This window comes from Streptomyces sp. NPDC047042 (assembly GCF_040644035.1).
Classification (GTDB): domain Bacteria; phylum Actinomycetota; class Actinomycetes; order Streptomycetales; family Streptomycetaceae; genus Streptomyces.
Genome location: NZ_JBEYVP010000037.1, coordinates 67,712 through 90,937 on the forward strand (window position 1 = coordinate 67,712; position 23,226 = coordinate 90,937).

At 70.2% G+C, this 23,226-nt stretch carries 17 protein-coding genes and 1 pseudogene; 16 read left to right on the forward strand and 2 right to left on the reverse strand.

Annotated features, from left to right (window positions below; genetic code table 11):
* Positions 1-47: 47 nt before the first annotated feature.
* The 16 genes from ABZ855_RS35950 (at position 48) to ABZ855_RS36025 (ending at position 20,333) form a co-directional block, all read left to right on the forward strand.
* On the forward strand, positions 48-1,010 hold the full coding sequence (locus tag ABZ855_RS35950; RefSeq protein ID WP_360814102.1) for a beta-ketoacyl-ACP synthase III: 963 nt from the start codon (positions 48-50) through the stop codon (positions 1,008-1,010).
* Positions 1,011-1,221: 211 nt separating this feature from the next.
* The gene (locus ABZ855_RS35955; RefSeq protein ID WP_360814104.1) at positions 1,222-2,403 is read left to right on the forward strand and encodes an ROK family transcriptional regulator; all 1,182 of its coding nucleotides are present in this window, start codon (positions 1,222-1,224) and stop codon (positions 2,401-2,403) included.
* Positions 2,404-2,572: 169 nt separating this feature from the next.
* The gene (locus ABZ855_RS35960; RefSeq protein WP_360814106.1) at positions 2,573-4,165 is read left to right on the forward strand and encodes a sugar ABC transporter ATP-binding protein; all 1,593 of its coding nucleotides are present in this window, start codon (positions 2,573-2,575) and stop codon (positions 4,163-4,165) included.
* On the forward strand, positions 4,162-5,181 hold the full coding sequence (locus ABZ855_RS35965; protein ID WP_360814108.1) for an ABC transporter permease: 1,020 nt from the start codon (positions 4,162-4,164) through the stop codon (positions 5,179-5,181). The genes ABZ855_RS35960 and ABZ855_RS35965 overlap by 4 nt, the downstream gene beginning before the upstream one ends.
* Positions 5,182-5,198: 17 nt before the next feature.
* Entirely contained in the window at positions 5,199-6,245 is a 1,047-nt protein-coding gene (locus ABZ855_RS35970; protein WP_360814110.1) for a substrate-binding domain-containing protein, read from the forward strand.
* An 89-nt stretch (positions 6,246-6,334) separates the two neighbouring features.
* Positions 6,335-7,570 (forward strand): Gfo/Idh/MocA family oxidoreductase, encoded by a 1,236-nt coding sequence (locus ABZ855_RS35975; RefSeq protein WP_360814112.1) that lies wholly within the window; start codon positions 6,335-6,337, stop codon positions 7,568-7,570.
* A gap of 15 nt (positions 7,571-7,585) precedes the next feature.
* Entirely contained in the window at positions 7,586-8,590 is a 1,005-nt protein-coding gene (locus ABZ855_RS35980; RefSeq protein ID WP_360814114.1) for a sugar phosphate isomerase/epimerase family protein, read from the forward strand.
* A gap of 101 nt (positions 8,591-8,691) precedes the next feature.
* A complete protein-coding gene (locus tag ABZ855_RS35985; protein WP_360814116.1) occupies positions 8,692-11,184 on the forward strand; it encodes a PQQ-dependent sugar dehydrogenase in 2,493 nt (830 codons plus the stop codon).
* Between the two features lie 14 nt (positions 11,185-11,198).
* Positions 11,199-12,584 carry a ThuA domain-containing protein gene (locus ABZ855_RS35990; protein ID WP_360814118.1) on the forward strand — a complete coding sequence of 462 codons (1,386 nt, stop codon included), beginning with the start codon at positions 11,199-11,201 and terminating at the stop codon, positions 12,582-12,584.
* A gap of 81 nt (positions 12,585-12,665) precedes the next feature.
* Entirely contained in the window at positions 12,666-13,841 is a 1,176-nt protein-coding gene (locus ABZ855_RS35995; protein WP_360814120.1) for an inositol-3-phosphate synthase, read from the forward strand.
* The gene (locus tag ABZ855_RS36000; protein ID WP_360814122.1) at positions 13,838-15,073 is read left to right on the forward strand and encodes a sugar phosphate isomerase/epimerase family protein; all 1,236 of its coding nucleotides are present in this window, start codon (positions 13,838-13,840) and stop codon (positions 15,071-15,073) included. The genes ABZ855_RS35995 and ABZ855_RS36000 overlap by 4 nt, the downstream gene beginning before the upstream one ends.
* Positions 15,070-15,738 carry an EboA domain-containing protein gene (locus tag ABZ855_RS36005; protein ID WP_360814124.1) on the forward strand — a complete coding sequence of 223 codons (669 nt, stop codon included), beginning with the start codon at positions 15,070-15,072 and terminating at the stop codon, positions 15,736-15,738. The genes ABZ855_RS36000 and ABZ855_RS36005 overlap by 4 nt, the downstream gene beginning before the upstream one ends.
* The gene (locus ABZ855_RS36010; RefSeq protein WP_360814126.1) at positions 15,738-16,586 is read left to right on the forward strand and encodes a TatD family hydrolase; all 849 of its coding nucleotides are present in this window, start codon (positions 15,738-15,740) and stop codon (positions 16,584-16,586) included. The genes ABZ855_RS36005 and ABZ855_RS36010 overlap by 1 nt, the downstream gene beginning before the upstream one ends.
* A 3-nt stretch (positions 16,587-16,589) precedes the next feature.
* Positions 16,590-17,759, forward strand: a complete 1,170-nt coding sequence (gene eboE, locus ABZ855_RS36015; protein WP_360814128.1) for a metabolite traffic protein EboE — start codon at positions 16,590-16,592, stop codon at positions 17,757-17,759.
* The gene (locus ABZ855_RS36020; RefSeq protein WP_360814130.1) at positions 17,756-19,216 is read left to right on the forward strand and encodes a nucleotide pyrophosphatase/phosphodiesterase family protein; all 1,461 of its coding nucleotides are present in this window, start codon (positions 17,756-17,758) and stop codon (positions 19,214-19,216) included. The genes eboE and ABZ855_RS36020 overlap by 4 nt, the downstream gene beginning before the upstream one ends.
* A 58-nt stretch (positions 19,217-19,274) precedes the next feature.
* Positions 19,275-20,333 (forward strand): sugar phosphate isomerase/epimerase, encoded by a 1,059-nt coding sequence (locus ABZ855_RS36025; RefSeq protein ID WP_360814132.1) that lies wholly within the window; start codon positions 19,275-19,277, stop codon positions 20,331-20,333.
* Between the two features lie 68 nt (positions 20,334-20,401).
* On the opposite strand, the pseudogene ABZ855_RS36030 reads toward ABZ855_RS36025, so the two are convergent.
* Both ABZ855_RS36030 and ABZ855_RS36035 read right to left on the reverse strand, forming a co-directional pair.
* Positions 20,402-21,477 (reverse strand): annotated as a pseudogene (locus tag ABZ855_RS36030) (OFA family MFS transporter).
* A gap of 145 nt (positions 21,478-21,622) precedes the next feature.
* Positions 21,623-23,014: an OFA family MFS transporter gene (locus ABZ855_RS36035; protein ID WP_319201014.1), complete on the reverse strand. Its 1,392-nt coding sequence runs from the start codon at positions 23,012-23,014 to the stop codon at positions 21,623-21,625.
* Positions 23,015-23,226: the final 212 nt, after the last annotated feature.

A 23,226-nucleotide genomic window follows, 5' to 3' on the forward strand; every position in this document is an offset into this window, starting at 1 on the left:
TCAGACTGGTGGATCCCGCTACCGAAAAGCAGTAAGGGGGCCCACCCATGAACGGCTCGCGTATCACCGCCGTCGGTCACTACCAGCCCGCCAAGGTACTCACCAACGAGGATCTGGCGGGCCTGGTGGACACCAGCGACGAGTGGATCAGAAGCCGGGTGGGCATCCGTACACGCCACATCGCCGGGCCCGACGAGCCCGTGGACGAGCTCGCCGCGCACGCCGCCGCCAAGGCGCTCGCGGCGGCGGGGCTGGCCGCGACCGACATCGACCTCGTCCTCGTCGCCACCTCCACCGCCGTCGACCGCTCCCCGAACATGGCCGCCCGGGTCGCCAACCGGCTCGGCATCCCCTCGGCGGCCACGATGGACCTCAACGTCGTGTGCGCCGGCTTCACCCACGCCCTGGCCACGGCCGACCACGCGGTACGGGCCGGCGGATCCACCCGGGCCCTGGTCATCGGCGCCGACAAGATGTCCGCGGTGGCGGACTGGACCGACCGCACGACCTGCGTACTCGTCGGGGACGGGGCGGGCGCGGCGGTCGTCGAGGCCACCGAGGCACCGGACCCCGCCGAGCCGGGGCTCGCCGGTATCGGGCCCGTGCTGTGGGGCTCGGTGCCCGAGATGGGCAACGCGGTCCGCATCGAGGGCACACCCTCACGGTTCGCACAGGAGGGCCAGAGCGTCTACCGCTGGGCCACCACCCAGCTGCCGCGGTTCGCCCGCCAGGCCTGCGAGCGCGCCGGACTCACCCCCGAGGACCTCGCCGCCGTGGTCCTGCACCAGGCCAACCTGCGCATCATCGAACCGCTGGCCGAGAAGATCGGCGCGGTGAACGCCGTCGTGGCACGCGATGTCATCGAGTCCGGCAACACCTCGGCCGCCAGCATCCCGCTCGCCTTCTCGAAACTGGTCGAGCGCGCGGAGATCTCCACCGGCGACCCGGTCCTGCTGTTCGGCTTCGGTGGCAACCTCTCGTACGCGGGACAGGTCGTCCGCTGCCCCTGAGCACACGGTTTGGTTGATCCGCGACCCACTGAAGGCGCCCTCGTGGCGCCTTCTCCTTTGTCCTGTCAGTGGAAAAAGTCAGCGGCAATCTGTGCGTGACTTCTTCCCAGCCCCGGCAGCGACTGCTACGTTCCACTCGAAAGCCCGGCGAAGTGGCCGGAAAACGCGGCCGGTTGGTGCCTGACTAGGCGGGGAGGGGCTTGTGAGACGTATGACCGCGCGACCCGCGAACGCCCATCAGGCCCGGCTGCTACGGCTGTTGCGTGACGGTGGGCCCAACTCCCGGGCCCAGCTCGGGGATCAGGTCGACCTTTCACGGTCCAAGCTGGCCGTGGAGGTGGACCGGCTCCTGGAGACGGGCCTGATCGTGGCCGACGGACTCGCCGCCTCGCGCGGCGGGCGCCGCTCCCACAACATCCGGCTCGCCCCCGCCCTGCGCTTCCTCGGCGTCGACATCGGCGCGACCTCGATCGACGTCGCGGTCACCAACGCCGAACTGGAAGTGCTGGGACACCTCAACCAGCCCATGGACGTACGCGAGGGCCCGGTCGCGGTCTTCGAGCAAGTCCTGTCCATGGCCGCCAAGTTGAAGGCCACCGGGCTCGCGGAGGGGTTCGACGGTGCCGGCATCGGCGTCCCGGGCCCGGTCCGCTTCCCCGAGGGCGTACCGGTCGCCCCGCCGATCATGCCCGGCTGGGACGGCTTCCCCGTACGGGAGGCGCTCAGCCAGGAACTGGGCTGCCCGGTGATGGTCGACAACGACGTGAACCTGATGGCGATGGGGGAGCAGCACGCGGGCGTCGCCCGTTCCGTGGGCGACTTCCTCTGCGTCAAGATCGGCACCGGTATCGGCTGCGGCATCGTCGTCGGCGGTGAGGTACACCGCGGCGTGACGGGCAGCGCCGGCGACATCGGGCACATCCAGGCGGTGCCCGACGGCCGCCCGTGCGCCTGCGGCAACCGCGGTTGCCTGGAGGCCCACTTCAGTGGCGCCGCGCTCGCCCGGGACGCCAAAGAGGCGGCCCAGCAAGGACTTTCGGCGGAACTCGCGGCCCGGCTGGAGGCGAGCGGCGCCCTGAGCGCCGTCGACGTCGCCGCCGCCGCTGCCGCCGGGGACGCCACCTCCCTCGACCTGATCCGCGAGGGCGGCAACCGCACCGGCCAGGTCATCGCCGGTCTCGTCAGCTTCTTCAACCCCGGCCTGGTGGTGATCGGCGGCGGGGTGACCGGCCTCGGCCACACCCTCCTCGCCGCGATCCGGACCCAGGTCTACCGCCAGTCGCTGCCGCTGGCGACCGGCAACCTGCCCATCGTGCTCGGGGAGTTGGGCCCAACCGCCGGAGTCATCGGCGCGGCCCGGCTCATCAGCGACCACCTGTTCTCACCCGCGTAGACCCCCTCGTACCCACGGCTCATTCGGCTGTGCGGTCACGCCTCACCAGTACAGCGCACTGCTCTGCCCTGCGCACCGCGCCTGCCGCGGCCGCCTGCCCGCCAGGCGGTCTGTTCCGGCACGCGATCTGCCCTGCAACCGGCCCGCACGCCCGCCAAGGGGAACAGTCATGGCACCAGAACCACCGCTGCTCAGCATGTCCGGCATCACCAAGTCGTTCCCCGGCGTCCGGGCCCTCGACGGCGTCGACCTCGACGTCCAGGCCGGAGAAGTGCACTGCCTGCTCGGCCAGAACGGGGCCGGCAAGTCCACGCTCATCAAGGTCCTGGCCGGCGCCCACCAGCCCGACGACGGCCGCCTCACCTGGCGCGGCGAACCGGTCACCCTGCGCTCGCCCATCGCCGCCATGCGCCTCGGCATCGCCACCATCTACCAGGAACTCGACCTGGTGGAACACCTGTCGGTGGCCGAGAACGTCCACCTCGGCCATGAACCCACGACCGCCGGCTTCGTCGTACGGGGAAAGGCGGCCAAAGCGTCAACTGCCGCTCTCCTCAAGCGACTTGGACATCCCGAGGTCGATCCCGGGTGTCTGGTCGGCGAGTTGTCGGCGGCGCAGCAGCAGATCGTGTCGATGGCACGGGCGCTGTCCCACGACGTACGGCTGATCGTCATGGACGAACCCTCCGCCGCGCTCGACCCGGAGGAGGTCGACAACCTCTTCCGGATCGTCGGCGACCTGACGGCCGACGGGGTGGCCGTCGTCTACATCTCGCACCGGCTGGAGGAGATCCGCCGCATCGGCGACCGCGTGACCGTGCTCAAGGACGGCCGGGCGGTCGCGGGCGGACTCCCCGCGAAGTCCACACCGACCCGCGAGGTGGTCGCCCTGATGACGGGCCGCAACGTCGAGTACGTCTTCCCGGACCGCCCGGTGACAGCGGGAGACCCGGCGGCCGCGCCGGTACTCGAGGTCCGAGGGCTCGCCAGGGAAGGCGAGTTCGCGCCCGTCGACCTCACCGTACGACCCGGCGAGATCGTCGGCCTCGCGGGCCTGGTCGGCTCCGGCCGCTCCGAGATCCTGGAGACGATCTACGGCGCCCGCAAACCGACAGCAGGCCAAGTCCTCGTCGGCGGACAGGTGTTGAAGCCGGGCAGCGTACGAGCCGCCGTGCGCGCCGGACTCGGGCTCGCCCCCGAGGAACGCAAGGCACAGGCCCTGCTGATGCTGGAGTCCGTCACCCGCAATGTGTCGGTCTCCTCCATGTCCCGCTTCGCCCGCGTCGGCTGGATCGACCGCGGCGCCGAACTCGGCGCCGCCCGCACCGCCACCCGCGAGCTGTCGTTGCGGCCCGACAACCCCTCCGTACCCGTCCGCACCCTCTCCGGCGGCAACCAGCAGAAGGCGGTCCTCGCCCGCTGGCTGCTGCGCGGCTGCCGGGTCCTGCTGCTCGACGAACCGACCCGGGGCGTCGACGTCGGCGCCCGCGCCGAGCTGTACGCGGTCATCCGCCGCCTCGCCGACGAGGGCCTGGCAGTCCTGCTGGTCTCCAGCGAAGTACCCGAGGTGCTCGGCCTCGCCGACCGCGTCCTGGTCCTGCGCGAGGGCCAGGTCGTCCACACGGCACCCGCCCGCGAACTCGACGAACACCGCGTGCTCGACCTCGTCATGGAAGGAGCCCCAGTGGCCAGCACAAGCTCGACGGCCGGCAGTTCCGCAACCGGCGGTTCTGCGGCCGGTGAAAGGGGCCCCGCATCATGACGCAGCCCGTGTCCCCACCGCGCGCCGGCACCGACAAGGCCCCGACCGCCGGTCAACCCCCGGCCTGGCGGGTCACGATGGCCCGCGCCGACATCCGTACCTTCTCCCTCCTCGGTGTCCTCGCCGCACTGATCGTCGTCGGCGGCATCACCAAGCCCGACCAGTTCCTCGACACCCGCAACCTCCAACTCGTCCTCACCCAGGCCTCGGTGATCGGTGTCGTCACCGTCGGCATGACCTTCGTCATCATGTCGGGCGGCATCGATCTGTCGGTCGGCGCGATCGTCGCCCTCTCCTCGGTGTGGGCGACCACCGTCGCCACCCAGGAGTACGGCTTCGCCGGCATCCTCTTCACCGCGGTGATCGTCGGAGTGGGCTGCGGCCTGGTCAACGGGCTGCTCATCGCGTACGGCGGGATGGTCCCGTTCATCGCCACGCTCGCCATGCTGGCCTCGGCGCGCGGACTCGCCCTCCAGATCACCGACGGCGCGACACAGATCGTCACCATCGACAGCGTCCTCGACCTCGGCGAGCGTGACGCGTACATCCTCGGCATCCCGCCGCTGGTGTTGGTATTCGCGGTAGTGACGATCCTCGGCTGGCTGGTCCTCAACCGCACCACCTTCGGCCGCCGCACGGTCGCCGTCGGCGGCAACGCGGAGGCGGCCCGGCTGGCCGGCATCGACGTACGCCGCCAGCGCCTCTACCTCTACCTCCTGTCCGGACTGTGCTGCGGGATCGCCGCCTTCCTGCTGATCATCCTGTCCGGCTCGGGCCAGAACACCAACGGCAATCTGTACGAGCTCGACGCCATCGCCGCCGCGATCATCGGCGGCACCCTGCTCAGCGGGGGTCGCGGCACCATCGTCGGCTCCGTCCTGGGCGTCCTGATCTTCACCACCATCACCAACATCTTCGCCCTGAACAACCTGCAGAGCGATGTGCAGCAGATCGCCAAGGGCGCGATCATCGTCGCCGCCGTGCTCGTCCAGCGCCGTACCGCCAGCACGACCTGAGGGAAGGGTTCACCGCCATGCCAGAGTCGACGCCTTTCGCCAGCCGCAGAGGGCTGCTCTTCGGAACCGCCGCCGTCGGGGCCGGAGTCCTGCTCGCCGGTTGCACCAGCAATGAGTCCGACAACGAGCCCGCCGCGAACGACCAGCCGGCCGCCGCCGACACCCCGGGCAAGGCCGTCACCATCGGCTTCGCCGGACCGCAGGCCGACCACGGCTGGCTCAACGCGATCAACGACAACGCCAAGAGCCGGGCGAAGAAGTACTCCGACGTGACCCTGGAGATCACCGAGGGTGCCAACGACACCGCCGCACAGATCGGCCAGATCGAGACGCTGATCAACAAGAAGGTCGACGTGCTGGTGATCCTGCCCGCCGACGGCAAGGCGCTCACCCAGGTCGGCCTGAAGGCGATGCGCGCCGGCATCCCCGTCGTCAACCTCGACCGGATCTTCAACACCCCCCAGGCGTACCGCTGTTGGATAGGCGGCGACAACTACGGCATGGGCCTCAACGCCGGTCACTACATCGGCGAGAAGCTCAAGGACGTCGACGACGCCAAGGTCATCGAACTCGCGGGCCTCGACAACCTGGAACTGACCAAACAGCGCACCCAGGGCTTCGACGACGCCCTGAAGAACTACCCGAACATCAAGAAGGTCGCCCGCCAGGCAGCCGACTTCACCGTTGAGTCCGGCCAGGCCAAGATGGCCCAACTCCTGCAGGCCCAGCCCAAGTTCGACGCCCTGTGGAACCACGACGACGACCAGGGCGTGGGCGCGCTGCGGGCGATCGCCCAGGCCGGCCGCGACGACTTCCTGATGGTCGGCGGCGCGGGCGCACTCTCCGCCTTCCAGGCCATCAAGCAGGACAACGGCGTCCTGAAGGCGACGGTGCTCTACCCGCCCACGATGGCCGCGTCAGCCATCGACCTGGCCCGCGCCCTGGGCCAGAGCAAGGGAATCGGCGGACTCTCCGAGTTCGAGATCCCGACCTCCCTGACGCTCTACTCGGCAGTCGTGGACAAAACCAACGTCGACCAGTACATGCCCACCGGCTTCAAGTAGAGGGACCCGAGCTTTTAAGGGGCGCGGGGAACTGCGCGACCAGCCACAGCGCACCCGCAGCCGACAACCACCACGAGGAGGACCCCCGTATGGGACAGGCAGACGCCGACACGCCAACACTGGGCGTCGGCATGGTCGGATACGCGTTCATGGGCGCAGCCCACTCCCAGGGCTGGCGCACCGTGAGCCACGTCTTCGACCTCCCCCGGCGCCCGGCCCTCGCCGCGATCTGCGGCCGGGACGCCGGTGCCGTCCGAGCGGCAGCGACCAAGTACGGCTGGGCGGCGACCGAGACCGACTGGCGTGCCCTGATCGCCCGGGACGACGTCGACCTCGTGGACATCTGCACCCCCGGCGACAGCCACGCCGAGATCGCCCTCGCCGCCCTCGCCGCGGGCAAGCACGTCCTGTGCGAGAAGCCCCTCGCGAACAGCGTCGAGGAAGCCGTGGCGATGACAGAGGCAGCCGAAGAGGCCGAGCAGCGCGGCCAGTTGGCGATGGTCGGCTTCAACTACCGTCGGCTGCCCGCCACCTCGCTCGCCCGTTCCATGGTCGCCGAGGGCCGGCTCGGCCGACTGCGCCACGTACGGGTGACGTACCTTCAGGACTGGCTGGTCGACCCGCAGTTCCCGCTCACCTGGCGGCTGCGCAAGGAGTCCGCCGGGTCCGGCGCGCTCGGCGACCTGGGTGCCCACATCATCGACCTCGCCCAGTACCTCGTGGGCGAGCCGCTCGCCGGCGTCTCCGCCCTCACCGAAACCTTCGTACGGGAACGCCCGTTGCCCGGCGGCCCGACCAGCGGCATGAGCGCCGCGGCGAGCGTCGGCACCGGACAGGTCACCGTGGACGACGCGGCCGTCTTCACCGGCCGCTTCCCCTCGGGCGCCCTCGCCTCCTTCGAGGCCACCCGGTACGCGACCGGCCGCAAGAACGCCCTGCGCATCGAACTCAACGGCGAACAGGGCTCGTTGGCCTTCGACCTGGAACGCCTCAACGAACTCGAGTTCCACGACGGCACCGAACCCGGCACCCACGCGGGCTTTCGCCGCATCCTCGTCACCGAACCCGACCACCCCTACCTGGACGCCTGGTGGCCGCCGGGGCACGGCCTCGGCTACGAGCACTCCTTCGTCCACCAGGCCCGCGACCTCGTCCACGCCATCGCGGCCGGCCACCGCCCCCGCCCCTCCTTCGCGGAGGGCCTCCAGGTCCAACGGGTCCTTGCGGCGGTCGAGGAGAGCGCGGAGAAGAACTCCGTCTACACGCCCATCTCGCACTCAGCCGTACCGACTTCGCCCGTATCGATATCACCTCTGTCGGACTGAGGAGGCTCGACGAGCATGCCGCGCGACTTCACACTCTTCACCGGCCAGTGGGCCGACCTGCCCCTCGAAGAGGTCTGCCGCCTCGCCCGGGACTTCGGCTACGACGGACTCGAACTCGCCTGCTGGGGCGACCACTTCGAGGTCGACAAGGCCCTCACGGACCCCTCCTACCTGGAAGGCCGCCACCAGCTCCTCGACAAGTACGGCCTCAAGTGCTGGGCGATCTCCAACCATCTGGTCGGCCAGGCCGTCTGCGACGCCATCATCGACGAACGGCACCAGGCGATCCTGCCCGGCCGTATCTGGGGCGACGGCGACGCGGAAGGTGTACGGCAGCGGGCGGCGGCCGAGATCGCCGACACCGCGCGGGCCGCCGCCGCCTTCGGCGTCGACACCGTCATCGGCTTCACCGGCTCCGCGATCTGGCACCTGGTCGCGATGTTCCCGCCCGCACCGGAGTCGATGATCGACCGCGGCTACCAGGACTTCGCCGACCGCTGGAACCCGATCCTCGACGTCTTCGACGCCCAGGGCGTGCGGTTCGCCCACGAGGTCCACCCGAGCGAGATCGCCTACGACTACTGGACAACTCAGCGTGCGCTGGCGGCAGTTGACCACCGCGCCGCCTTCGGACTGAACTTCGACCCCTCGCACTTCGTGTGGCAGGACCTCGACCCGGTCGGCTTCCTGTGGGACTTCCGCGACCGGATCTACCACGTCGACTGCAAGGAGGCCCGCAAGCGGCTCGACGGCCGCAACGGCCGCCTCGGCTCGCACCTGCCCTGGGGCGACCCGCGCCGCGGCTGGGACTTCGTGTCGGCGGGCCACGGCGACGTCCCCTGGGAGGACGTCTTCCGCATGCTGCGCTCCATCGACTACCGGGGCCCCATCTCCGTGGAGTGGGAGGACGCCGGCATGGACCGGCTCCAGGGCGCCCCCGAGGCACTGACCCGCCTCAAGGCGTACGACTTCGACCCGCCGTCGGCCTCGTTCGACGCGGCGTTCGGCAGCAACGACTAGGGCCTACAGCCCTGTTGTGTCTTCCGGGGTGACGGCGCACCCCGGCGTACCGCACACACCCGTGCACCTCCGTACGACCAATTCCTCTCTGGAGGCATTTCGTGCACCCGTACGACGACCACAGACGCCCCACCAGCCCCCTCGGCCGCCGCCGAATACGCGGGCCGATCGCCCTGCTGAGTGGTCTGCTGCTCGCGGGCGCCTCGCTCTCGCTCACCGCGCCCGCTGCGGGCGCCGCCGCCGCCGAGCCGGCTGCCGCGGCCGCCGAGGACTTCCAGCAGGTCACCCTGGCGAAGGGCGAGCCGGAGGTCGGCGAGCCCATGTCGCTCGCCGTCCTCCCCGACCGCTCGGTCCTGCACACCTCGCGCGACGGCGAACTCCGCATCACCGACGCCGCCGGAAACACCCGGCTCGCCGGCAAGCTCGACGTCTACTCCCACGATGAAGAGGGCCTCCAAGGCATCGGCGTGGACCCGCAGTTCAGCTCCAACCGCTTCATCTACCTCTACTACGCACCCCCATTGGACACCCCGGCGGGCGACGCCCCCGAGACGGGTACCCCGGCCGACTTCGCGCCCTTTGACGGCGTCAACCGGCTCTCCCGGTTCGTCCTCAACGCCGACGGCACCCTGAACAACGCCAGCGAGAAGAAGATCCTCGACGTCCCGGCCTCGCGCGGCCTGTGCTGCCATGTCGGCGGCGACATCGACTTCGACGCGGCGGGCAACCTGTACCTGTCGACGGGCGACGACACCAACCCCTTCCAGTCCGACGGCTACACGCCCATCGACGAGCGGGCCAACCGCAACCCGGCCTTCGACGCCCAGCGTTCGGCCGGCAACACCAACGACCTGCGCGGCAAGATCCTGCGCGTCAAGGTCAACGCGGACGGCTCGTACTCCGTCCCGGACGGCAACCTGTTCGCCCCCGGCACGGACAGGACGCGGCCCGAGATCTACGCGATGGGCTTCCGCAACCCGTTCCGCTTCAGCGTCGACAAGGCGACCGGCATCCTCTACATCGGCGAGTACGGTCCCGACGCGGGCGCGGCCGACCCGGCCCGAGGCCCCGCAGGCCAGGTCGAGTTCGCCCGGGTCACCGGCCCCGGCAACTTCGGCTGGCCGTACTGCACCGGTGCCAACGACCCCTACGTGGACTACGACTTCGCGACCAAGGCATCGGGCGCCGCCTTCGACTGCGCCGCCCCGAAGAACACCTCGCCGAACAACACCGGCCTGACCGACCTTCCCCCGGCGCAGGCCGCCTGGATCCCGTACAACGGCGCCTCCGTACCGGAGTTCGGCGACGGCTCCGAGTCCCCGATGGGCGGCCCGGTCTACCACTACGACGCCTCGCTCGACTCCCCGGTCAAGTTCCCGGAGGCCTACGACGGCGACTTCTTCGCCGGTGAGTTCGGCCGCCGCTGGATCAAGCGCATCAGCAGCAACGCCAACGGGACCGTCCAGTCCATCAACGACATCCCGTGGACCGGCACCCAGGTGATGGACATGGCCTTCGGTCCGGACGGCGCGCTCTACGTCCTCGACTACGGCGTCTCCTGGTTCGGCGGTGACGAGCACTCCGCCCTCTACCGCATCGAGAACGCCACCGACGGCCACTCCCCGGTGGCCCAGGCCGCCGCGGACGTCACCTCCGGACAGGCCCCGCTCAAGGTGAAGTTCTCCTCCGCGGGCACCACCGACCAGGACGGCGACGCCCTCACCTACAGCTGGGACTTCGGCGACGGCACGACATCCGCCTCCGCGAACCCCTCCCACAAGTACAAGAAGAACGGGACGTACACGGCGACGGTGACCGCGAAGGACACCACAGGCCGCACCGGCGGCGCGAGCGTCCAGATCGTGGTCGGCAACACCGCGCCCAAGGTCGTCCTCCAACTCCCGCAGGACGGACAGCTGTTCTCGTTCGGCGACGCGATCCCGTTCAAGGTGAGGGTCACCGACCGGGAGGACGGCCGGACCATCGACTGCACCAAGGTCCAGGTCACCTTCGTCCTCGGCCACGACAGCCACGGCCACCCGCAGACCTCGGCGACCGGCTGCTCCGGCACCATCCAGACCAGCGCCGACGGCGGTCACGACCCGGACGCCAACATCTTCGGGGTCTTCGACGCCCAGTACACCGACCTCGGAGGCGGCGGCCAGGCGCCCCTGACCACCCACGACCAGAACGTGGTCCAGCCCACCCACCGGCAGGCCGAGCACTCCAACAACTCCTCCGGAACAGCGGTGAGTTCACGCGCGGCGGCGAACGGCGGCAAGACGGTCGGTGACATCGACAACGGCGACTGGATCGCCTTCACGCCGTACGTCCTGAGCAACGCCAAGTCGCTCACGGCACGCGTCGCCTCGGCCGGCGCGGGCGGCAAGCTGGAGATCCGCGCGGGTTCCCCGACCGGCAAGGTGCTGGGCCGTACGACCGTACCGGCGACCGGCGGCTGGGACACCTACCAGGACGTCACCGCCGGACTCTCCCACGCCCCACAGGGCACGACCACGCTCTACCTGGTCTTCAAGGGAGCGGCGAGCGGCGACCTCTACGAGGTGGACGACTTCGTCCTCACCACGGGCTGAGGGGAGGCGCCGCCATGCGATCAACAGACCGAACAGACCGAACAGGACGAACTGGATCAGCTGTCACCGCTGTTGTGGGCGCGGCACTTCTTCTCGGAGGCGTGTCGACCCCGGCCGCCTCCACGCCCGCCCCACGGCACGCCGACCGGGTACTGGTCTTCTCCAAGACCGCGGCCTTCCGGCACGACTCCATCCCCGACGGGGTCGCGGCGCTCAAGGAGATCGGCGCGAGCGCCGGCTTCAGGGTCGACGCGACGGAGGACGCGGCGGCGTTCAATGCGAAGAACCTCCGCCGGTACGCGGCGGTCGTCTTCCTCTCGACGACCGGCGACGTACTGACGGACCGTCAACAGGTTGCGTTCGAAAGCTATGTCCGCCATGGCGGCGGCTATGTGGGCATCCACGCGGCGGCCGACACCGAGTACGACTGGGCCTTCTACGGCGGCCTCGTCGGTGCCTACTTCCAGGGGCACCCGGCGATCCAGCCGGCCCGGACGGTGGTGGAGGACCGCGCCCACCCGGCGACCTCGTCCCTCGGGGTGGACTGGAACCGTACCGACGAGTGGTACAACTACCGCTCCAATCCCCGTAGTTCGGTGCGCGTCCTGGCCTCGCTCGACGAGTCGTCGTACACCGGCGGCACGATGAACGGCGACCATCCGATCGCCTGGTGCCACACCTACGCGGGCGGCCGTTCCTTCTACACCGGCGTCGGCCGTCTGTCGTCCGCGTACGCCGAACCGGCGCTGCGGCAACACCTGTTGGGCGGACTGCGCTGGGCCACCGGCAAGGCCCAGGCGGACTGCCGCCCGGAGAACGGCTACCGGCCGCTCTTCGACGGCACCTCAAAGGAAGGGTGGAAACAGGCAGGCCCCGGCACCTTCACCGTGTCCGACGACGGCACACTGACGTCGTCCGGCGGCATGGGCCTGCTCTGGTACGCCACCCGGAGCTTCGGCGCCTACTCGCTCAAGCTGGACTGGAAAGCCCGCGGCGACGACAACTCCGGTGTGTTCGTGGGCTTCCCGCCCTCGGACGACCCGTGGTCGGCGGTCGACAAGGGCTACGAGATCCAGATCGACGCGACCGACACCCCCGACCGCACCACCGGGGCCGTGTACGGCTTCCGCTCCGCCGACCTGAAGAAGCGCGACCGCGCGCTGAATCCGCCGGGGGAGTGGAACACGTACGAGATCCGCGTGGAGGGCGAACGGCTCCGCGTCTGGCTCAACGGCGTACGCATCAACGATTTCACCAACACCGACCCGGCCCGCAGCCTGCGGGACGGTCACCTCGGCATCCAGAACCACGGAGCCGGCGACCAGGTGTCCTTCCGGGACATCCGGATCAAGGAACTGCCCGCGAACACGCCGGCGCACCCGGCCACCACGGGCCACTGAGCGGCGACGGGCGGAGGACGCCGGACCTCCGCCCGCCGCCTTCCTTCCCTCTCGGCCACGTGAACGACAAGGAGGCTGCCCATGTCCACGTCGTCGTCCCTTCCCCGGACTCGTGTGGGGGTATGGCTGATCGGAGCGCGCGGCTCCGTCGCCACCACCGTCGTCGCGGGCTGCGCCGCCGTGACAGCGGGACTGCACCGCCCCACCGGCATGGTCACCGAAACACCCCCCTTCACGGACTGTGACCTCCCACCCCTCTCCGACCTCGTCTTCGGCGGCCACGACACCGTGGACTGCCCGCTGCCGAAACGCGCCGAGGCCCTGACAGCGGCAGGCGTCCTGCCGTACGGCCTCATCTCGGCGATCACCTCCGAACTGACCGCCGCCGACCGGGAGATCAGACCCGGCGGCCCCGCCCCCGGCGACACCTCCCGCACCCCGGACGACCTCGTGGCGACCTTCGCCGCGGACATCCAGGACTTCATACGGCGCCACGACCTGGCCCGGGCCGTGGTGGTGAACGTCGCCTCCACGGAGCCCGCCCCGGCCGGCACCGCGCTCCCGCCGAGTTCCCTGTACGCGGCGGCGGCCCTGCGCGCGGGCTGCCCGTACGTCAACTTCACCCCGTCCACAGGGCTGCACCACCCGGCGCTCGCCCGCGCGGCGGCGACGAGCGGTCTGCCCTACGCCGGCCGGGACGGCAAAACCGGTCAGACCCTGCTCAGGTCGGTCCTCGGCCCGATGTTCACCCAGCGGGCCCTGGAGGTCCGCGCATGGTCGGGCACCAACCTCCTCGGCGGGGGAGACGGTGCGGCCCTCGCCGATCCCGCCGCGGCGGCGGCGAAGAACGCCGGCAAGGAACGCGTCCTCACCGACACCCTCGGCACGACACCGGAGGGCGTGGTCCACATCGACGACGTCCCCTCCCTCGGCGACTGGAAAACCGCGTGGGACCACATCGCCTTCGACGGTTTCCTCGGCGCCCGCATGATCCTCCAGACCACCTGGCAGGGCTGTGACTCGGCCCTGGCGGCCCCCCTGATCCTCGACCTGGCCCGCCTCGCCGCCCGCGCCCACGAAGCGGGCCTCTCCGGCCCCCTGAGCGAACTCGGCTTCTACTTCAAGGACCCCCTGGGCGACGGCCCACCGGGCCTGGCGGAGCAGTACGCGGCGCTGGTGAACTTCGCGACGCGCCTGCGGGGCGGGGGAGAGGCGACGGCTCCGCCGGAGCAGTCGGGGGAGGAGGTGCGCCGGTGAGCATCGGACCAAGCACGACAGCACCCTTCGGCGGCGCACCGGACCGCGGCAACCTGGGAACCGCCCGGTCCACGGCACCGGCATCGGCACGTGTACCGGAGTCGGCACGGGCGGAGGCGCCTTGCGGCGCCCCCGCCACCCCCCTCCGCTTCGGTTACGGAACCAACGGCCTCGCCGATCTCCGCCTCGACGACGCCCTCGGGCTGCTCGCCGACCTCGGCTACGACGGTGTCGGACTGACCCTCGACCACATGCACCTCGACCCGCTCGCCCCCGACCTCCCCGCCCGCACCCGGCAGGTCGCCCGCCGGCTCACCACCCTCGGCCTGGGCGTCACCGTGGAGACGGGAGCCCGCTATGTGCTCGACCCACGCCGCAAACACGGCCCCTCCCTCCTCGACCCCGACCCGGACGACCGCTCACGACGCGTCGACCTCCTGCTCCGTGCCGTACGAGTCGCCGCGGACCTCGGCGCCCACGCCGTGCACTGCTTCAGCGGCATCACCCCGACGGGCACGGACCCGGACACCGCCTGGCACCGCCTGACCGAAGCCCTCACCCCCGTCCTGGACGCGGCCACCTCGGCCGGCGTCCCCCTCGCGATCGAACCCGAACCCGGCCAGTTGCTCGCCACCATCGCCGACTTCCACCGCCTGCGCCACGCACTCGACGACCCAGAGGCCCTCGGCCTCACCCTCGACATCGGTCACTGCCAGTGCCTCGAACCCCTCCCTCCCGCCGACTGCGTCCGCGCCGCCGCGCCCTGGCTGCGCCATGTCCAGATCGAGGACATGCGCCGCGGAATCCACGAGCACCTCCCGTTCGGCGACGGAGAGATCGACTTTCCGCCGGTACTCGCCGCGCTGGCCGCCACCGGCTATCAGGGCCTGACCGTCGTGGAACTCCCGCGCCACTCCCACGCGGGCCCCCACTACGCCGAACACTCCCTCCACTTCCTCCACGACACGGTCCGCGCCACCAACGCCCCCGCCCACGGCTCCTCGGGGGCCACGGAGCCGACCGCCACGGCACCCCGGACCACCACCGCCCCACGGGGCCCCGCCACGGCCTGCCGCAACGCCACGTTCCCGACCGGGTTTCCCACCCCTCCGCAGGCAGCCGTCTCGATCGCCATCCCCTCGGCGGCCACCACCACGGCGTCCGCAGCCACCCCTTCCTTCGCCACGCAGGCCACGCCCTCCGTCACCGCGGCCGAAGGGAGCAACCCATGACCCAGCCCCACCTCGGTCCGGTCACCCCGGCTGCCCCCAACCCCCTCTCCCTCACCTCGCCGGCCGACCTCCGCACCCACGTCACCGCCCACCTCGACGAGGCCGCCCGCGCCTGGCTCGCCCACGCCCTGGACGAGGCGGCCGCCCGCTCCGGCACCCACGGCCCCATCTCCGCCTGGGAGCTGCGCCTCGCCGAAGCCGGCCGCCGCTGCGGCGCCGACCACGCGGACGCCGTACGCGTCCTGATCCTGCACGCCGCCCACGCCGGCCCGGACGCCCTCACCCGCGTCTACCGACAGGGCACCGCCGCCGAACGCCGAGCCGTCCTGCACGCCCTGCCCCATCTGGTGTCAGGCCCCGACGCCCTCCCCCTGGTCGAGGACGCCCTGCGCACCAACGACACCCGCCTCGTGGCCGCAGCCGTCGGTCCGTACGCCGCCCGGCACCTGGACGCCCACAACTGGCGTCACGCCGTGCTGAAGTGCCTGTTCACCGGAGTGCCCGTCGACACGGTGGCCGACCTCCAGCGCCGGGCCCGGGCCGACACGGAACTCGCCCGCATGCTCGACGACTACGCCGCCGAACGCACCGCCTCCGGCCGCCCCGTCCCCCAGGACCTGCACCGCGTCCTGGCCCTGGCGGAGTCCGAAGCGAAGGAGTCCTGATGCGCATCTTCGACCCCCACATCCACATGACGTCACGGACCACCGACGACTACCAGGCCATGTACAGCGCAGGCGTCCGCGCCGTCGTCGAACCCTCCTTCTGGCTCGGCCAGCCACGCACCTCGCCCGCCTCCTTTGTCGACTACTTCGACTCCCTCCTGGGCTGGGAGCCCTTCCGCGCCGCCCAGTACGGCATCGCCCATCACTGCACCATCGCCCTCAACCCCAAGGAGGCGAACGACCCCCGCTGCGCTCCCGTCCTCGACGAACTGCCCCGCTATCTCGCCAAGGACCGCGTCGTGGCCGTCGGCGAGATCGGCTACGACTCGATGACCCCCGCCGAGGACACCGCGTTCGCCACCCAGCTCCAGCTCGCCGCCGACAACGGCCTGCCCGCGCTCGTCCACACCCCGCACCGCGACAAACTCGCCGGTCTGCGCCGCACCCTCGACGTCGTACAGGAATCCGCCCTGCCCCCGGAACACGTCCTGGTCGACCACCTCAACGAGACCACCGTGAAGGAGGCGAAGGACGCCGGCTGCTGGCTCGGCTTCTCGGTCTACCCGGAGACCAAGATGGACGAGCGAAGGATGGTCGCGATCCTCCGCGACCACGGCCTCGAGCGGGTGCTCATCAACTCCGCGGCCGACTGGGGCAGAAGCGACCCCCTCAAGACCCGCAGGGTCGGCGACCTGATGCTGGCGGAGGGATTCACCGAGGACGACGTCGACCGCGTCCTGTGGCGCAATCCTGTCGCCTTCTACGGACTCAGCGGCCGACTGGAACTCGACGTCGCCGCGACCGACGCGACCCACGAGGGCAACTCCGTGCTGCGCGGCGGGGAGTGACCGATGCGCTTCCGCCACCCCGACGGCTCCACCGTCCACCTCGCCTACTGCACCAACGTCCACCCCGCCGAAACCCTCGACGGCGTCCTCGCCCAGCTCCGCGACCACTGCGAACCCGTACGCCGACGCCTCGGCCGCGACCGGCTGGGCATCGGACTGTGGCTGGCCAGGGACGCCGCCCACGCCCTGGTCACCGACCCCTCCGCCCTGCGCCGCCTGCGCACCGAACTCGACCGGCGCGGCCTCGAAGTCGTCACCCTCAACGGCTTCCCCTACGAGGGCTTCGGCGCCGAAGAGGTCAAGTACCGCGTCTACAAACCGGACTGGGCCGACCCCGAGCGCCTCGCGCACACCACCGACCTGGCCCGGCTCCTCGCCGGTCTCCTCCCCGACGACGTCACCGAGGGCAGCGTCTCCACCCTGCCGCTCGCCTGGCGCACCACCTACGACACCGAGCGCGCGGCCACCGCCACGACCGCCCTGCGCACCCTCGCGCAGCGCCTCGACGCACTCGCCGAACTCACCGGCCGCTCCATCCGTATCGGCCTGGAACCGGAACCCGGCTGCACCGTCGAGACCACCGCCGACGCCATCGCCCCGCTCACCGAGATCAGCCACCCCCGCATCGGCATCTGCGTAGACACCTGCCACCTCGCCACCTCCTTCGAAGATCCGCACACCGCCCTGGACGCGCTCACCCAGGCCCGCGTCCCCATCGTCAAGTCCCAGCTCTCAGCCGCCCTGCACGCCGAACACCCCCATCTCCCCGAAGTCCGAGAGGCACTCGCCGCCTTCGACGAACCCCGCTTCCTGCACCAGACCCGCACGGCCACCGCCGCCGGCCTGCGCGGCACCGACGACCTCGGCGAGGCACTCCACGGCCAGGTGCTGCCCGACGCCTCACCCTGGCGCGCCCACTTCCACGTCCCCCTCCACGCGGCCCCCGCCGCACCCCTCACCTCCACGCTCCCCGTCCTCAAAGCCGCGCTGACCCGGCTCGTCGGCGGACCGCACCCCCTCACCAGTCACCTGGAGATCGAGACCTACACCTGGCAGGCACTCCCACCCGAGCTGCGACCCCGCGCCCGCGCCCAGCTCGCCGACGGCATCGCCGCCGAACTGGCCCTCGCCCGAGACCTGTTGACCGACCTGGGCCTGAAGGAGCTGCCATGAGCCCCCGCCCCGCCCACGAAGACCCCGTACCACCCGAGACACCAGTACCCGCAGAGCCCGCGTCTCCGGGGACCGAGTCCCCTGAGCCCGTACCCCTCCTCGTCCTGGACGTCGTCGGCCTCACCCCCCGTCTCCTCGACCACATGCCCCGCCTCAAAGCCCTCGGCCAGTCCGGCTTCCGTGCCCCGCTGGGCACCGTCCTGCCCGCCGTCACCTGCGCCGCCCAGTCCACCTTCCTCACCGGCGCCCTTCCCTCCGAGCACGGCATCGTCGGCAACGGCTGGTACTTCCGTGAGCTCGGCGACGTACTCCTGTGGCGCCAGCACAACGGTCTCGTCGCCGGCGACAAGCTGTGGGACGCCGCCCGCCGCGCCCACCCCGGCTACACGGTCGCCAATATCTGCTGGTGGTACGCCATGGGCGCCGACACCGACATCACCGTCACTCCCCGTCCCGTCTACTACTCCGACGGCCGCAAGGAACCCGACTGCTACACCCGGCCCCCGGCCCTGCACGACGAACTCACCGCCGCATTCGGCACATTCCCCCTCTTCCACTTCTGGGGCCCCCGCGCCGACCTCACCTCCAGCCGCTGGATCATCGACGCGACCCGGCACATCCTGCGCACCCGCCACCCCGACCTGGCCCTGTGCTACCTCCCCCATCTCGACTACGACCTGCAGCGCTTCGGCCCCGACGACCCACGCTCCCTGAAAGCCGCCGCCGACCTCGACGCGGCCATGGCCCCGCTCCTGGACGAGGCCCGGGCCGAAGGCCGAACCGTCGTCGCGCTCTCCGAGTACGGCATCACCCGCGTCGAGCGGCCCGTCGACATCAACCGGGCCCTGCGCCGCGCCGGACTGCTGGAGGTGCACACCCAGGACGGCATGGAGTACCTCGACCCGATGACGTCACGCGCCTTCGCCGTCGCCGACCACCAGATCGCCCATGTCTACGTACGCCGGCCGGAGGATCTGGAGACCGTCAAAGTAGCCCTCGCCGGCCTGCCCGGCATCGAGCAACTCCTCGACGACGAGGGCAAGAAGACCCACCATCTCGACCATCCGCGCGCCGGCGAACTCGTCGCCGTGGCGGAGCCGGACGCCTGGTTCACGTACTACTACTGGCTCGACGACGCCCGCGCGCCCGACTTCGCACAGCTCGTCGAGATCCACCGCAAACCCGGATACGACCCGGTCGAACTCTTCATGGATCCGCTCGACCCGCTCATCAAGGTCAAGGCGGCCACCGCACTGGCCCGCAAGAAGCTCGGCCTGCGTTACCGCATGGCGGTCGTGCCCCTGGATCCCTCACCTATTCGCGGCAGCCACGGCCGCCTTCCGGCGAGCGACGACGACGGTCCGCTCCTCATCTGCTCCACCCCCCGTGCCGTCGACGGCCGTATCGCGGCCACCGACGTGAAGTCACTCCTGCTCCAACTGGCCGGTCTGTCCTGACTGGTCACAAGTGAAGCACTCACCACTGACAACGCCTTCCCCCAACGAGGAGTTCCCCATGAGCCGCACACCCCGCACGACCGGCAGCAGCAAGTCGCACGACCCCGAACTCGCCGACCGGCTCAGCCGCAGAGGCATGCTCGGCGTGGCCGCCGGTGCCACCGCCGCCGCCCTCCTCGGGGCCGCCGCCCCGGCCACGGCGGCCACCTCGGCACAGACCACCGCCGCGGGCCGCGGCCGCCCCGTACTGCCGCCCGGCCGGCTCGGCATCCAGCTCTACAGCCTGCGCGACAAGGTCTCCACGCTGGGCTTCGCCCCCGTCTTCGCCGAACTGAAGAAGTACGGCTACGACGAGGTCGAGTTCGCCGGATACACCCAGGGCTCCGCGGGACCCATCACCCTTGCCCAGCTCAAAAAACTGGCGCGCGACCACGGCCTGAACCCCATCGGCAGCCACGTCGGCTACTACGCCGCCGACCCGAACGCGTACACCTTCGCGCAGAACCTGAACAAGGTCCTCGACGACGCCCAAACCCTCGGCCTCAAGCACATAGGCACCGCCTCCAACCCGTTCCGCTACGGCTCCACCGTCGACGCGTGGAAGCGCGCGGCGGAGGAGTTCAACACGTACGGCGCGGCGGCCCGGGCCCGCGGCATGAAGTTCTACCAGCACAACCACTCCGAGGAGTTCTCCTTCGCCACCGACAACCCGAAGGTCCGGCTCTACGACGTCCTGCTCGCCGAGACCGACCCCAGGCTCGTGTACCTGGAGATGGACATCTTCTGGGCGTACTCGGGCCAGTTCCGCTTCTCGAAGCGCCCCGACGGCAAACCCGCGCCGTTCGAGCCCCTCGACTACGTGCTCAGGCAGCCCCACCGCTACCCGCTCTTCCATGTGAAGGACGGCGTGAGCGACCCGGGCAACCAGTACGGCTACCGCATGACCGACGTCGGCGACGGAGACATCGACTACCAGCGGTTCATCTCCGCCGTGACCCGACTGCGCGGCGAGCGCCTGGCCCACCACTGGCAGGCCGAGCACGACAACCCGACCGAGTCCTTCACCTTCGCGCGCCGCTCCAGCGCGCACCTCCACTCGCTGCGCGAGAAGTGCTGACAGCAGCCCCGTACAGCTGAGGAGGCCCTCCCGGAATCCCGGGAGGGCCTCCTCACGCGCGCGTGGCGTCAGCCCGCCGGCTGCGGTCGCGCGGTCCGGGCGGCTGTGACGCGGCCCGGCTGTCGCAGCAGCAGGGCGATGCCCGCGGCCACCATGGAGCCCAAACCCCCGCCGAACAGGCCGCTGATCAGCTTTCCGCTGTACACCAGCCCGTAGTTGGAGGCGTTGTGGTTCTCCCCGAAGTAGTCCGGGGTGAGTGCCGCGAACAGCGGGTAGAACGCGCCGCCGCCGAAGCCGGAGAGGAAGGCGAAGAACAGGAACAGTGGCTCACTCCTGACGTCGCCCGCCCAGATCACCCCGAACTGGGCCAGGCCCAGGACGACGATGACGAACACCAGGGTGGGTTTGCGGCCCCATTTGTCGGAGAGCCAGCCCACCACGCCGCGGCCGATGCCGTTGATGACCGCCATGACGCCCATCGAGGACGCGGCCACCAGCGGGCCGAAGCCCACTTCCCTGGCGAAGTCGACCTGGAACGAGATCCCGAAGATCGACACACCGGCGGTCAGCACGATGGAGACTCGCGTTCTTCGCGTCGCCGGAGTACGTCAGCGGATCGATGTCCGCGGGCCACCAGTTCTTCGGGGGATCCTTGAAGAAGAAGGCGGACGCGAGGACCACGATCATGATGTAGGCGCCGATCAGGTCCAGCACCCGGTGGTAGTTCGCGGTGTCGAAGCCGTAGTTGAAGATGAAGATGAACGGCAGGGACCTGTACGCGAACCCGCCGTTGACGAAGCCCGTCCTCGCTCCCCGGCGCTCGGGGAACCACTTGCCGACCATGTTGATGCAGGTCGCGTAGACGAGTCCGGCGCCGATGCCTCCGACGACGCCGAAGCCGAGGATGGCCAGCCAGACGTTGCCGAGATGCGAGAGGGCGAGGAATCCCAGGGCGCACAGGCCCGAGCTGATGTACATGGCCTTGCGGGCCGTCAGGATGCCCCTCTCCCGCAGCCGGCCCGCGGGGAAGGCGATGCCGGCCTGGAAGAAGACCCAGACACTGAGGATCCAGCTTGCGGGAGTGACCGAGGATGTCCCGGTCGGTCTCGCCCACGCGGTAGACGCGGCCACGGGAGTCGGTCACTTCTCGGTAGGGACGGTGTGCGGCTTGGGGGTCGGACGGTGAACCGTTCGTCGAGTCGCCGGTCGAGTCGCCGGTCGAGTCGCCGGTCGAGCCGCCGGTCGAGTCGCTCGTCGAACTGTTCGTGGCGATGGGATCTGCCGTCATGTCAGGCCATTTCCTCGCCGAGGGGCTGGGGATTGGGGGAGACCCTGCGGTCGGCTACGGGCCTGCCCGGTGCCTTCAGGAACACCGCCAGCACCGCGGACGCCAGCCCGATGCAGCCGGCCAGGACGAACGCGCCCTCGTAGTCCCAGTGGTCGACGACGATCGCGCCCACTCCGGAGCCGACGAGGCCGGAGATGAGTTTCGAGCTGTAGACCATGCCGTAGTTGGAGGCGTTGTTGTTCTCACCGAAGTAGTCCGCGGTCATGGCGGCGAACAGCGGGAAGATCGCCCCGCCGCCGAAGCCGGAGACCATGGAGCAGAACAGGAAGAACGGCATGCTGCCCATCTGGCCGGAGGCCAGTACCCCGAACTGCGCCGTACCCAGCACCACACATACGATGATCAGCGTGTTGCGTCGCCCGTAGCGGTCGGATATCCAGCCGATGACACCCCGGCCGGTGCCGTTGACGATGGCCTTCAGGGACATCGCCGTGGCCACGATTCCGCCCGCGAAACCCATGTCCTTGCCGAACGGCACCTGGAAGGCGATCCCGAAGATGTTGATGCCGGCGGTGCACAGCAGACAGAACCACATCATCCACAGGACGGGCTGACGTGCGGCCTCCCTCGGGACGTACTGCTTGACCGCCGGCGGGTTCTTCTCCAGCGCCCGGCGGATCTTCGGGTCGTCCGTCACCTTGAGCGGGTCGACGTGCGAGGGCCACCAGTTCTTCGGCGGGTCCTTGAAGAACCAGCCCGCCGACGCCACGACCAGGCACAGCCCGACGCCGACACAGGCCAGCACGGTCTGGTAGTTGCTCAGGTCCATGTACGAGGTGAACAGGAACACGAAGGGCACCGAGCCGTAGGCGAAACCGCCGTTGACGAAGCCCGTCTTGCCGCCCTTGCGCTCCGGATACCACTTGCCGACCATGTTGACGCAGGTCGCGTAGACGAGACCGGCGCCGATACCGCTGCACATGCCGAAGCCGAAGTAGGCCACGAGCACGTTCGGCGCGTACGCCAGCGAGAGGTAGCCGAGCATGGTGCCGACCGCGCCGAGCATCATCGCCGTACGGGCGGGCAGCCTGCCGCTCTCCCGCAGCTGTCCGGCGGGGAAGGCCACGGCCGCCTGGAAGAACACCCAGACGCCCATCAGCCAGAAGATGTGCCCGCTGTCCCACAGATGGGCCTCGTGGAGGGTGTCCTCCGCGGACGTGAACGCGTACTCGGCGGAGCTGATGCCCATCATGCCGATCCACGGCAGGATGACCATCCACCTGCGCCTGCGGCCCATGATGTCGACGTCGGATTCCCCGATGCGGTACATGCGGCCGTTGCGGTCCGTCACCTCCCGATAGGGGAGGGACGTCGAATAGTCAATGGTTGTCATCTGGTGAAGACTCCTTGCGTCGAAAGATCTGGCCAGCGCCCCCTGTCCAAATGCCTTTCGTGCGCGCATGGGTCCCGGGGCCGTCCGACGCGCACCGTCGGACGCCTCCCTGTGCCTGGTTACGTCATGAACCGCCCCCAAGAGTCACCTCGTTCGGCACATTGCATACAGTCGACGAATACTGTATGAAGATTGTTATCCCGCATCCGATG

Coding starts and splice junctions, on each gene's coding strand:
- ABZ855_RS35975 (WP_360814112.1), top strand. CDS start 6,335: ATGGGACAGGCAGACGCCGACACGCCAACACTGGGCGTCGGCATGGTC.
- ABZ855_RS36025 (WP_360814132.1), top strand. CDS start 19,275: ATGAGCCGCACACCCCGCACGACCGGCAGCAGCAAGTCGCACGACCCC.
- ABZ855_RS35965 (WP_360814108.1), top strand. CDS start 4,162: ATGACGCAGCCCGTGTCCCCACCGCGCGCCGGCACCGACAAGGCCCCG.
- ABZ855_RS36035 (WP_319201014.1), bottom strand. CDS start 23,014: ATGACAACCATTGACTATTCGACGTCCCTCCCCTATCGGGAGGTGACG.
- ABZ855_RS35970 (WP_360814110.1), top strand. CDS start 5,199: ATGCCAGAGTCGACGCCTTTCGCCAGCCGCAGAGGGCTGCTCTTCGGA.
- ABZ855_RS35990 (WP_360814118.1), top strand. CDS start 11,199: ATGCGATCAACAGACCGAACAGACCGAACAGGACGAACTGGATCAGCT.
- ABZ855_RS35995 (WP_360814120.1), top strand. CDS start 12,666: ATGTCCACGTCGTCGTCCCTTCCCCGGACTCGTGTGGGGGTATGGCTG.
- ABZ855_RS35955 (WP_360814104.1), top strand. CDS start 1,222: ATGACCGCGCGACCCGCGAACGCCCATCAGGCCCGGCTGCTACGGCTG.
- ABZ855_RS36020 (WP_360814130.1), top strand. CDS start 17,756: ATGAGCCCCCGCCCCGCCCACGAAGACCCCGTACCACCCGAGACACCA.
- ABZ855_RS36010 (WP_360814126.1), top strand. CDS start 15,738: ATGCGCATCTTCGACCCCCACATCCACATGACGTCACGGACCACCGAC.
- eboE (WP_360814128.1), top strand. CDS start 16,590: ATGCGCTTCCGCCACCCCGACGGCTCCACCGTCCACCTCGCCTACTGC.
- ABZ855_RS35980 (WP_360814114.1), top strand. CDS start 7,586: ATGCCGCGCGACTTCACACTCTTCACCGGCCAGTGGGCCGACCTGCCC.
- ABZ855_RS35960 (WP_360814106.1), top strand. CDS start 2,573: ATGGCACCAGAACCACCGCTGCTCAGCATGTCCGGCATCACCAAGTCG.
- ABZ855_RS35950 (WP_360814102.1), top strand. CDS start 48: ATGAACGGCTCGCGTATCACCGCCGTCGGTCACTACCAGCCCGCCAAG.
- ABZ855_RS36005 (WP_360814124.1), top strand. CDS start 15,070: ATGACCCAGCCCCACCTCGGTCCGGTCACCCCGGCTGCCCCCAACCCC.